Origin of the sequence: Sunxiuqinia indica, from assembly GCF_009847015.1 — a bacterium.
In the GTDB taxonomy this organism is placed as follows: domain Bacteria; phylum Bacteroidota; class Bacteroidia; order Bacteroidales; family Prolixibacteraceae; genus Sunxiuqinia; species Sunxiuqinia indica.
Genome location: NZ_WVEM01000001.1, coordinates 20,230 through 32,747, shown reverse-complemented (window position 1 = coordinate 32,747; position 12,518 = coordinate 20,230). Strand labels below are relative to the sequence as shown.

8 protein-coding genes are annotated in these 12,518 nt (G+C 36.9%); all 8 read right to left on the bottom strand.

Annotation, left to right across the window (positions count from 1 at the left end):
- Positions 1 to 31: 31 nt before the first annotated feature.
- Positions 32 to 745 (bottom strand): SGNH/GDSL hydrolase family protein, encoded by a 714-nt coding sequence (locus GR929_RS00130; protein ID WP_159516889.1) that lies wholly within the window; start codon positions 743 to 745, stop codon positions 32 to 34.
- Positions 746 to 776: 31 nt separating this feature from the next.
- A complete protein-coding gene (locus GR929_RS00125) occupies positions 777 to 2,735 on the bottom strand; it encodes a glycoside hydrolase family 97 protein (protein ID WP_159516888.1) in 1,959 nt (652 codons plus the stop codon).
- A gap of 50 nt (positions 2,736 to 2,785) precedes the next feature.
- On the bottom strand, positions 2,786 to 4,270 hold the full coding sequence (locus GR929_RS00120) for a hypothetical protein (protein WP_159516887.1): 1,485 nt from the start codon (positions 4,268 to 4,270) through the stop codon (positions 2,786 to 2,788).
- Between the two features lie 181 nt (positions 4,271 to 4,451).
- Complete coding sequence (locus tag GR929_RS00115) at positions 4,452 to 4,985, bottom strand: VOC family protein (RefSeq protein ID WP_159516886.1); 534 nt, start codon at positions 4,983 to 4,985, stop codon at positions 4,452 to 4,454.
- A gap of 55 nt (positions 4,986 to 5,040) precedes the next feature.
- Positions 5,041 to 7,026, bottom strand: a complete 1,986-nt coding sequence (locus GR929_RS00110; protein WP_235934031.1) for a beta-glucosidase — start codon at positions 7,024 to 7,026, stop codon at positions 5,041 to 5,043.
- Between the two features lie 263 nt (positions 7,027 to 7,289).
- Positions 7,290 to 9,452 carry a heparinase II/III domain-containing protein gene (locus GR929_RS00105; protein WP_159516884.1) on the bottom strand — a complete coding sequence of 721 codons (2,163 nt, stop codon included), beginning with the start codon at positions 9,450 to 9,452 and terminating at the stop codon, positions 7,290 to 7,292.
- A gap of 31 nt (positions 9,453 to 9,483) precedes the next feature.
- The gene (locus GR929_RS00100; RefSeq protein WP_159516883.1) at positions 9,484 to 10,425 is read right to left on the bottom strand and encodes an RraA family protein; all 942 of its coding nucleotides are present in this window, start codon (positions 10,423 to 10,425) and stop codon (positions 9,484 to 9,486) included.
- Between the two features lie 48 nt (positions 10,426 to 10,473).
- Positions 10,474 to 12,390 (bottom strand): DUF4861 family protein, encoded by a 1,917-nt coding sequence (locus tag GR929_RS00095; protein ID WP_262886031.1) that lies wholly within the window; start codon positions 12,388 to 12,390, stop codon positions 10,474 to 10,476.
- Positions 12,391 to 12,518 lie beyond the last annotated feature (128 nt).

Genomic DNA, 12,518 nt, shown 5'->3' with positions numbered 1-12,518 from the left:
AAGGATGAGGTTGAAATTGCATAGTTTGATATTATTCCAATACTTCCAAAATTGACTTGGCAATCATTTCCATCCCCAAATCTCCGGGGTGACTTGCAACACCCGTCGAGGTGATCTTCTGAATGTTTCCATTCCTGTCAACATATTTATTTCCTGTTTCACTTTTGTATTTGGCATAGCTTGAATATCCAGATATATCAACTAACTCACATCCTCCTGCTTCAAGAATTGCCTCTTTTAGAAGTGGCATATTGGATGTCAAATTATACCAACCATATACCCAAAGGATTTTTGCATCAGGACATTTTGTTCTAAACCAATTTATCAAAACAACTGCATCTTCTTTAAAATGCTTCTTCTTGTCATCGGTATTAACATTATCTCCTAGTTGTATGATGACAAGATCTTCTGTTCCATCTATGTTTTCAGCAACGGTGTTTTCTAAATAGGCTAAACGAACTTCACTAAGTCCATCTAATGCCCCATCATTACCAGCTTCCCATGGCTTACCACTATGCCTTTCCATAACCAATTCATTATCTTTCAAATATAAATACTGATGGACCCAATAATAATAATCGGTATTAATATCGCTGGAAGCCATACCATGTGTCCCAAACCCGAGAGTAATTGAGTTTCCTAAGACGAATACGTTATCAAATTTATCTGGAAGGTCTGCTTCTTTAGAAGGCTTTGTGCAAAATGTAAAGCCTACGCAAAATAGTAGTAGTAGTTTCTTAATCATCGTTTTTAAAATTCTTAGTTGACTACTCTTCTCATTTATCACATTTTCTGAGTATCGCAGCATAGCCTCCTCCTGGTGCCATGCGTATTTTCAGTTTCTTGTTTTCCAACTTTCCCATACCAAGAAGATAATCTGAAGGATAACGATCAGCATTTACACCATCTGACACACATTGGATTTCCCAATCTCCCTCTCCAAGAAAGCCCACATCAACTTCCAGTTCCCTTTCAGTCCAATTGGTCATCCCCCCGACATACCATTTATCACCGTTCCGACGTGCAACAACCAAATATTCTTTAACTCTCCCGGCAAGGGCAATTGTTTCGTCCCAGGTTGTCGGTATTTGGGAAATAAAACGAGTAAATTTTGGTTCAGCTAGGTAATGAGAAGCATTATCACACAGCATTTGAAGGGGGGCTTCATAAACAACATACATTGCTACCTGATGACAACGTGTACCCTGGCTCATCGGTATATCATTATTATCCCTAAAACCTGAAGTTGTCTCATTAATCATTGCCCCGGGCGTATAATCCATTGGACCAGCCAACATCCTCGTAAAAGGAATAGTCAGATTATGTGCAGGTGTTACCGAATCTGACCATTTGTTGTGTTCACCTCCAATTACACCTTCGAAATTTACAACATTCGGATATTTTCGTTGAAGCCCACTTGGTTTAAATGAACCATGAAAATCAACCAGCAGTTTACGTTCAGCAGCTGCGGCTGCAATCTCCTCATAATAATTAACCATTTGCTGGTCACTGCGGATCATAAAATCAACCTTTAACCCAACTACTCCCCATTTTTGATATAAATCCAGGTATTCTTGAAGTTTATCGACCAAAGGGCGCCAATGTGCCCAAACAATCAAACCAACCCCTTTATTCTTCCCATAACTTATTATTTCACGGATATTTACATCTGCATTGGGCTGGTCTAATTTGACGTAATCTGACCAGCGACCGTCCATTACAATATATTCCAATCCATAGTCTGATGCAAAATCAATGTAATACTTATAGGTCTCAGTATTTATCCCTGATTTAAAATCCACATTAAAAACATTACAGGCAGTCCACCATTCCCAGGCTGCTTTCCCTGGTTTGATCCAGCTGACATCTTCTAAGACACACTTTTCAGCCAAAATATAGGGAAGGTTGTTTTCAATTAACTCTTTATCTTCACGGGCAAACATAAGGCACCGCCATGGAAATGTCCGCTCCCCTGATGTCTGAGCTATATATGGTGCATTTTCAACTATTTTTTCAGATGTGAACCGATCATTTAACCGTTCTATTTTCAGGGGCAACTTTTGAAATAGGGCCGTTAGTGCATTTCGTCCTGTACCTTTTAAATACATTTCAGGAAAATCTGACAAACCAGTTTCTGTAATGCCTATCTTGATACCGTCGCCATTATTTACAAGAACGGGAAGGTCACAATACCTTTGATCATTTATTCCAGCTAAAAGTGTATCGATATACAATGCTTCATGATGTGATATTAGTTCTTCTTCTTCAGGAAACAAAACAGAGCAATTAGCTGGAAAATTAAATTCACAAACTTCATTTTTTACTTTTACTTCTCCTTTTCTGCTGAGTTCTATCCGGTAAGCAGCCCCATTGTTGTATGCCCTAAACCTTAATACAAAGTCCCCTTTGAATTTTAACGACAATTCATTGCAATGGTCAACTACATTTTTAAACTTGTATGGGACAACTGCTTGAGTCGTTTCATTAATTTCTTTTACTGAAGATTTTATTAGTCTGGGACTATTATCTAAGGTCTCCTCTTCAAGCTGCAATGCAATAGCAGATTGGTTTAGGATTTGCTTCCCATCCATTGTTATAGACCATACAATTTGTTCTTCCGTATCCACTATAATTTTAATCTTACCGTCTGGTGATTTAACTTCATAGTTTTTTGCATTTCCAGTTAAGCAAAACATAACAAATGCAAGAAATATCATTAATCCTTTTAGTTTCATTTTGTTATTATTTTTCAAAGTATAATATTCAATTTACTTTCCCTTTAGTATTAATCAACGATAATAATAGTTGGATTTTCCTCAATTCCCTTTTGCTTCAGCAATTCACCAATCCCAAGGTTAAATGGATAAACCTTATTTACATCCACACCATACATTCCAAAATCCTTTCTATTCTCCTGAATGTAAATATTGTTTTTCATTTCCGGGAGATGCCCTTCTTTTAAGGCACTAATAGACAGTAACATTTGCCCGCTTCGATCAAATATATTTCCATCAATAAAAAAATTCTCAGCTGGAAATTTTATTACTTTCCCAACTATACCACCTTTAATATGGGCATAATATTTATTTGGTCTTTGCTCCCCCCAACCATATCCGGCAAAACGACATACATTCTGGGTGAATCGTATGTTCTTCATAATATCATTTGGGGAATTTGGCTGATTAAGATAATATTCAATAGACCATGTACAGTATTCAATCAAATTATTACTATACTCCACATTTTCCATAACCATTGTTGTTGTTGATGTTTCGTTTTTATACTGATGGGTTATACCTGTATCATAAATTTGGTATATATAGCAATTATCTACTTTAAAATTTTTACAACTCCCCCATATTTGAATGGCATTCCCATAACGTAAATTTCCAGACAGGATTGAGCCACCTATCCACCCAAGTTCACAATTTGTTATTGTCAAATTATTTCTGGAACCTGAAGCTATGCCATGTGCCCCACCGTATTTTACACAAAGATTATCGATGTGGGTGTTATCCCCCATTATTTGTACAATGGTGTTCTTTAAACAAAATTCTATCGATGAAAAACGGTCAGCAGGGTTCCCATTTGCTGAATAGAGATATATTTTCTTATCATCAACATTGTGATACATTTCTAGGTCCTTTTTCAAATCTCCTATAGAACCTGAAAATCCATCAATATCAATTACTTTTTTGTATGACCAGGCTTCCCCTTCGTTAAATACCAAGAGACCGGCATCCTTATCAAATTCCTTATCATAAACATACACATTAGGAATATTAGTTATTTTCCAGTTTTCTTTTACCGAGTAATTTTGAAGCGATCCATATATTTTAGGTTTTTCGCCTTCCCCATAAGCAGAATAACTAATGCCTGACTTTGTAATTAGTATTCCTCGCCAAGTACCTCCCCGTTCGAAATGGACTACTGATCCATAAACTAAATAAGCTGTGTTAATTTTTGACAACGTTGCCCATGCAGTTGCTGGCGATTTTCCATCGTTCGAATCATTACCATTATTGGAAACGTAATAACTAACTCCTTCTGAATGAATTTCGGTTTTCGAATTTAAAATTTCCTGTTTAAGTGTCCCTACAATTATATCCACATCTGATATTGTTTCTACTTCATACTTGCTTTCGTAAGTTTCTTCCTCTTCAATTTCATTTGTAATCTTGGATTCCTTACATGAAATAATTGATAAAGCCAGTAGTATTATCAATAGAAGACCATGTGCAAATTTTCTTGTTTTTAAGTTACTAGTCATATCATATAATTTTATTAATGTCTACAATTTATTTAAATACCATACCGTAGATTTAATGCAAATCTCATCGAACAATCGTTTCCTAATAAATTCCTATTAAGAATAAAGCATGAATTTTCGATGTTCTATTCTTATTTTCGAATTCTTTCTGATTTACAATCAAACTATACATAAATAATACTTAAAAGGAATTAACAAATCCAATAAATTCGATAAAATTGCCATCCGGATCCTGTATCGCTACAAAACGACGGTTTTCATCTAGCATGATTGGAGTTTCACCTAAAGTTTCAACTTGGTTATTTTTAATTCGTTCTAATATTGGGGTCAGGGAATTAACAAAAATGGTCATGTATCTTATTCCATTTGCTTCGGGGATGTAATTTTGATCGGAGTGATTGGTGCTGTTATTAAACGACATTAATTTTAGCTCAGTGGCTTGTTCTGCATTTTCAAGTTTTAGTACTTTTATGTCGAAGCTTTCACCATTACTCAACCCCATGCGGTTGGCTTTTTCAACATCAATACTAAACTCCCGAACCGGGACCATACCAACGACATTGGTATAAAAATCCAATGATTTATTAAGATCTTCGACAACCACACCGATAGAGATTGCTGTTTTTGCAAATTCCTTCGGCGGCAGAGAAGAACACGCTGTGAAAATTGTCAATACGAAAAAAGCTACAATAGACATGAATTTATTTGTTGTCATTTTAATACAATTTTGATTTACAAATTCTTATTTCTGTATCTGCATCAATCAGGAATTAATCAAAAACGATATCCGCATTTAATCTTATGTCATGCGAAGAAGCCCCGACTTTTATATTAAAAATTCCGGGTTCAAATTTCCATGTGTTTGTATCTTCATCCCAGAATTTAAATGCATCAGGGCTGAGCATTATTTCAACCTTTTTTGATTCACCAGGAAGCAGAGAGACACGGTTAAATCCTTTCAATTCCTTTTTAGGACGTTCAACCGAACATTCTTTATCGGTTACATATAACTGAGCAATTTCATCTCCTGCTATTGTTCCTTTATTTGCCAGATTGAAGGCAACAATTACTTCCTTATCCATTTTTTCAACGGATAAGCTATCGTAGGTAAATGTTGTGTAAGACAGGCCATGCCCAAATGGGAAACAGACATCAATTCCCTTTTTATCATACCAGCGGTATCCTACAAAAATCCCTTCATCATAAGAGACATCATAGGTGTAAAATTTTGCTGTGTCCTTACTGTTTGTAAAAAGGTTAGCATACTTTTCGTCCACCACCTCATCATCAGGAACTCTTCGCAATTTATTAGAAGTGACCGCATTGTAATCGGCAGCAGGTGAATCTTCAAATCTTTTTTCAAAAGTGTATGGGAGCTTCCCTGATGGATTTACTTTTCCAATTAAGATATCCCTCAAAGCATTTGCTCCTGTCTGTCCCCCATAAAATGATTGAACAATAGCCGCAGCTTGCATTTGCCAATCCATTTTTACAGCCCCTCCTGTTTGGATACAGATTATTGTATTTTTGTTTAGAGATACGGCTTTTGCTATCAGGTCATCATCAGGTAGCACAAAAGGTCGGTCCACACCTTCGCTTTCACAACCTTTTCCTCTTTGAGGGAAACCACAAAACAAAAGGATGTTGGTAGCAGACTTTAATTCTCTTTCTGATGGTTTCTCCGTATAGCTAATGTTCTCTTCTCCAAATGTCTCCTGCAATGTCATTAAATATGACCTATTGTTATAGCCTTTAACATGTGAAGAACCTCCTGCTGACAGTTCCATCCTATTAGCATTGTTCCCAGATACAAGGATTTTAATTTTTTTGTCTGTTGGACTGATGGGAAGTATTCCTTTATTTTTCAAAAGCACTATCCCTTCAAGATTGGTTTGATAGGCTATTTTCTCTCTCTCTCCCCAGTTGGACAACAAGGTGCTATCTGTATAATTATCACCATAGTATCCGGCATAAATGCATGTCTTTAATATGTTCTCAACCATTCGATCAATCTCAGGTGTTCCATAAACCTTGGAAGAATCCCTACTGATTGCCCTTCCAATTCCCATTTCGATATCAACACCTGCCTGAACGCATTTTTGTCCGTTAAACACCGATCCCCAGTCAGACATTACTAACCATTTAAAATTCAGTTCATGTCTTAAAATATCAGTCACCAAATGTTTGCTTTCTGCAGTCCACTCCCCGTTTAACAGATTGTAAGAAGTCATTACCGACTTTGCTCCTGCATCGATACCTTTTTTAAATGCAGGAAGGTATATTTCATACAAAGCCCTTTTTGATATTACAGAATTGCTAATTTTCCTATTGTATTCTGCTTCATTTCCAATAAAATGTTTTATTGTGGCTGCTGTTCCGGTAGATTGCAATCCTAATACATAAGATTTAACCATTTCTCCGGCTAAAAATGGATCTTCTCCAACATATTCAAAATTCCTTCCGCAAAGGGAATTTCGCATAATGTTCATTCCCGGTCCCAACAAAAAATGAATTCCACTACCTCGACATTCTTCTCCTATTGATTTCGCATATTGATAGGCCATCGTGGTATCCCATGTTGCAGCGAGTAATTGCAGACAGGGGAAAGATGTCGTTTTATCATAGCTATAGTTTTTAGTAATTCTAATACCCGAGCTTGCATCCGTAAAATTTACAGCAGGAATACCAAGCCGTTCAACTGGGAAAGTGCCAAAAACATTACCACGTACAAGCTTAAACCGTTCTTCCAATGTCATCAATCCTGTCAGTTTCCTTGCCTGGCAAGTTGCTTGGTCAACAGTACTTGGTTTGCGCAACAGATCTTTCACATTTTCAGGAGAATCTTGTCTGCAGGAAAAAAATATTGAAGCTATTAAGACAACAAATAAGAGTTTCTTAAGATGTAGTTTGTTCAGAAAAATGTGTAAATACTGTTTGCCCCTTGTAGGTAATTCAAACTTATCTTTCTGTTGCTTTTCTATGTTTTCAAAATTATTCAGCATTTTCTTATCTTTTTCGATTACCAGAGTTTGAACGTTTCAATTCTTCCCTTCTGATTAATGGTACATTCCCCCTCTTTAAAACTCAAAACTTCTCGGTTTACAGTTATACAATTATTCTCATATTCTATTTCAGGAGCAGATATCCCATCTTTAGTAGGAAAGATTACAGCATAATAAGTTAGTGATTGGGAATTCTGGAGGTTATAGGCTTCCAGTTCAATTGAGCTTCCAAGCTTACCTTCATTTTTTTCTTCAGGACTATAATCCCGAATCGGACCATGTAAATATCCTTCTCCTATTTCGGTTTCAATTTCGGTATCTGCGAAAAGAGAAATGTCAAGTCCTGCCAATGGTCGTGTAAACTGCCAATGCCCATCTCCAATTTCCTTTAAAGATCCCTGTTCATCTCTGTTGTTCAGATGCAACCTCCAGCTATATTTATGAGAACTGCTTCTCGCTTCTATTTTATCAACAATCACAAAATATCCCGGATCGCGAACGTAGATAATTGACCTTCTCACATACTTCATTGGAACGTGATATGCCTGTGCTGCCTCATTGACCAGTATATCTGCTATTCTTCCTTCCTTACATTCAACTAATTCTGATTTTGGCAGACCTTGTTCCCAAAAGTCAGAATTATCAGTTTTTACCCAAATAGATGACCCTTTCCCGGGGAACAATTGATTTTTATCATCAATGGTGATTGTGTTTGCAGCGTGGGTTGTTGCATCCCATAAATAATGCAAGGGACTTCGATAAGAAGCAGAAGCTGGTGATACAATAAGATATTCACCATAGGCTCCCATGCAGATCGAACTGACTTCCGGACGTCGATGAGTTAAACCGGTCTTGCCATGGCCTCCAGACCACATGGCCATGACAATGCTGTTATCGTCCCATGAAGATCGGATAAAACAATTTCCGCTATCAAAAGCCTTTATTAATGGTAGTTTTTCTTTTTCGGGGGATTTCGGCTTCGGTAATCCTCTCTTATTATGGTAAGAATAGAGTAACAGTCGATCCAATAAATTCAGTGATCCTCCAAATTTATTTATTAGCCAACTTGCCAAACCGTCATTGTACATCATGGCTAATATCAAATTTGTCGTATTTTTTGTAGGTCCTGAAAAACTGCTGTTCCCCATCGATCCGTTATCTCCAAAATCGACAACATTGGGCAAAGTTTGCCCATCTTTATCCGGTGAAAATAAATAATGATAAGCTAACCATTTTGAAGAATAACGAAGACCTGATACAGAGAAAACGTCTGGTTCTTTCTCATTTTCCATAACAATTATAGTAGGGAGCAGCGATCGTATCGGGAAGTCGAAATAGCTTGTGCCTTCTCCATAGCTACCATCTGAATCAATTAAATCATTCAGGTATTTTTTTAAATACTTTACGGCTACTGATGTACCTTCCTTATTATTTAAATATTTTGAAGCAACGAAAGTCCCATTACACATCACTGCCATCCAATTACTTTTATATGGTTTCTCAAACCAGTTTAAACAGGGGATTAATCCTTTATTGTATAACGCATCATCAATTTGCTCTTTTTCCTCGCTAGAGAATAATCCTCCTGCAGCAGAAAGCACGACGGAAAAAGTATTGCACAACATGGATGTTTCCAATCCCCCTACCGGATGATCATGATCATAACCTCTTAACTCAGCATTTAACCAAAATTCATAAGGCATTCCGGTAATTTTCATTACATGACTATGAATAAATTGCCCTAATGCTGCATGTCCTGTTAATAAATACACCAAAGAGAGGTCTTTTAGCTGTCTTGCAGACCAGAAGTAGCGATCTCCTCCAAAACCACTCGTGTCAAAATCCCATTTATTTAAGATAGTTGCCACTTTGGTTGCTTCTTCAATCCAAAATTTTTGTCCATTGGGTTCTTTTAAAAGGAAATCAAATAGTTCTTTCAATGTTTGATTGTCTCCAAACATGAAGCCGTCTGGATACAACGACATGCGATCCACGTTAATTATAAAATCAGAAGCTGTAAATTGAGGCAAGTGAGAAGGACGTTCAAATGGTTGATTCTTAAATTTTGAGAATCCCGGGATTTGGGCGTTTACAGAAAAAGTAAGCAGTGTGAAAAAAAGTATATAAAGAATATAAAAACGAGAAAAGGATTCACATTTCCCCACAGATAACTTAGTCATAGACATGTTTATTTTCGGTTTCTTAAAAATTTTAAAAGTTTCGAGCTTCTAGATACTCATCTAATTTCTTGAGAGACATGGGGATTCTATCCTTATTTTCTTTTGCCCAATTGCGAAAATCATTTTTGATCTCCTCTGTCCAAACACTATCAATCGCCCCAGCAGAATATTTTCCTTCTTTGATCCGTTGCTGACCAAACAGGTCGAAAAGACGTGTCACTTCACCAGTTAGCACAATATGTTCGACCAGATGCGGAGGAATAAAAATTACGCCGTCTTTTTTAGCCAAAACTGCATCGCCTGGTAATACAATTGCATGCCCAATACGTATTGGGGTGTTGATACCAGTTAACAAGGTTTTTCTCATGTAAGAAGGGTCGGTTCCCTTTATCCAACCATTAAAGCCTTCAATTTTTCTAAGACCTTCAGGATCTCTCACATTGCCATAAATAATTACACCATTTTTCGATCGGGCATAAACACCATTACCAAGGTTGGACCCAATTACTGTTCCATATGACGGTTTACAATATCCGTCAGCCACATAAATATCTCCTTCAACCAGAGTGCTGATCGCCCATGAAACTGTACGACGTTGTTCCCAAGCTCTTCCTTCCTTTTTCCCTTGTTCAATAACATAATTTTCAAAATCGAGACGAGCTGGCATGAACTGTGCAGTGACTGCGCGTCCGGTCATTGTACTGGATTCATTTTCATCGATCAGTTTCCAGTCGCCTTCAAATTGATTGTGATAACCTAGTTCGATCAATTCGGCCCATACTTCCTCAATGGTTATTTTCTTCAGTCTTTCAAGCAAATTATCTGAAATTTTAGGTCTTCCATCAGCGAAACGTTCCCCTTTCCATTCTGCCGTTAGTGCTTTTATATATTCTGGTGATGAGCCAATTTGCTGTGCATATGTGAAGGCAACCACAAAAAAAAGGATTGCCAACGATAAAAATTTCTTATCCATATATTTTTTGTTTTACTATTTTGAATGCTTGCGTTGTGTACAGGACTATTAAAACTTTGTATTTCTAATTTCTTTTATGTATTTCTTCCAGTCATGATTATTTTTAAAAAATTCACTTTTTTCCCATCCTGCTCCGGAATAGTAACTGAAAGGTATATTTGTCTTCACCTTTATGAGAATAAATTCATCTCCATCAAATGAAGCAAAACCAACAAATTTTTCAGGATCGATAAGCACTGCAGTTCCCAGCTCTCCGTATTCATCATTGATTGATTCCCATACAGACAAGAGACCATGCTTCTTATCCTGATAAATTTCAGGATTGCCGAAAGTGGTCAGGCCAATAGCTATTGTAAGTTCTTTGTCCTGTTCACATTTTAAAGTACTTGTTACTTTGAAAAGGTTCGTGCCCTTTTTCATTTCTATTATTTTAGACTCCTGTAGTTCTAAATCCGGGACATCCCAAGTGTTATAATTCAGTTGAAATTCAATTTTATTAGAATAATTCCTTCTAATTTTATATGAATCGAATGTTTCCGAAGGATATGGTTTACCATTTATCCAGACTGCAAGGCCACCACAACCACGTTTAAACCCCATATTATAAAAATCACAGCCTTCACCTCTATCGGTATGGTAATCTTTTCCTTGTGCATTTAATTCATACCACTTATCTAAAATGGGATAATCAACAGATTTTGCCCACACATCAATCCCGTTACCAATCTGATGCTGAACGGCGGGTCCATATGCCCTGAAAGCTATGCGGTCATTCTCCCATGCTATTTCTTTTCCCCTTGCAAACCGGACATAAGTTCTGGGAGTACTAGCGTAATATCCCAATTCTTTCAAAGGGCTCACTTCTTTTATGCCCATTTTCTCAGCTTGGGCAAAAGTCATGATTGCCGGACCAAAGGCATGTGGATCATTATAAGCCCACGGATGTTTTGCATATTCAGACTTTGTTCCATTCCCCGGACATAAACACCCAATACATGTATTACCAATTGATCCATTTTTTTCGATATAGTCAAGATATCCCTGCAAGCCCCTTTTAAAATCATTCATATACTTTTTATCCAGATACGCTTTTTCAAGCATGATACCCATGCCATAAAGAATTGAACCACTTCCGGAAGTCTCTACATATGAATTTGGATCGGTTATTTCCTGGTGCCATAATCCTTCTTTGTTTTGATATTGAATTAAATCAGTGAAAAATTGTCGGGCCAAATTAACCACCTCGTTTTTCCTTGGATGAGAATCAGGAAGATCCCTTGCTAAGTTAGAGATGGCCATGGCACCCCATCCATTTCCTCTGCTCCAATTGTCGTTTGAAAAATTTCCATGACCGTTGAATCCTCGGGATTGATGCAATAACCCAGTTCTTTTGTCTTTAAGAATTTTAAACAATTCAACTGTTTCAAAAACAGCAAAATCTATATATTCTTGATTGTCAAGAGCAAGTCCTGCATATAAAAGATAGGCAGAAACAGCATAAGCCATGTCAATAAAAACTTTATGTGTATCATCTGTTACATGTTTCGAGGTCATTAATCCTTCAGGAGACCTTACTTGTTCTTTCATCATTTTCGCTGCGGTAACAGCAATCTGTTCTTTTAACTCATTAGCTCCAGTTTTCCAGGCAAGGAATGCTGCCCCCGGACCACCAGCTTCGTAACAAATGAAGTTTCCTTTGGGCTTGATCTCTCCAGTGCCAAATTCTCTGTAATTTTTTATTGTTTCTGTTAATATATCTTCATTACCCTCAAGAAGTGAAAATTCAGTCATTGCATTAAGCAATACAATCCCGGTATAATGATCAAGGTTCGTATCTTCCAATCCTTTTTTTATAACCGATCGGACCAAATCATTCGTCGAAATTTGTTTAATGTCTTGTCCTGAAATTATTCCAGTTACCAAAAATATAAGGCACAACAATGCCAATGTTTTTCTAAGAAACATATGTTTATTTTGTTTTGCATGATATCTGCGAATCAGTAATTTACTAATCCGTAATATCCGGTTAATACAATCCAGAAGATTTTTTTGAAAGCAAAGCTTAGATCACTAAGCTTTGCTTTTTAAAGATG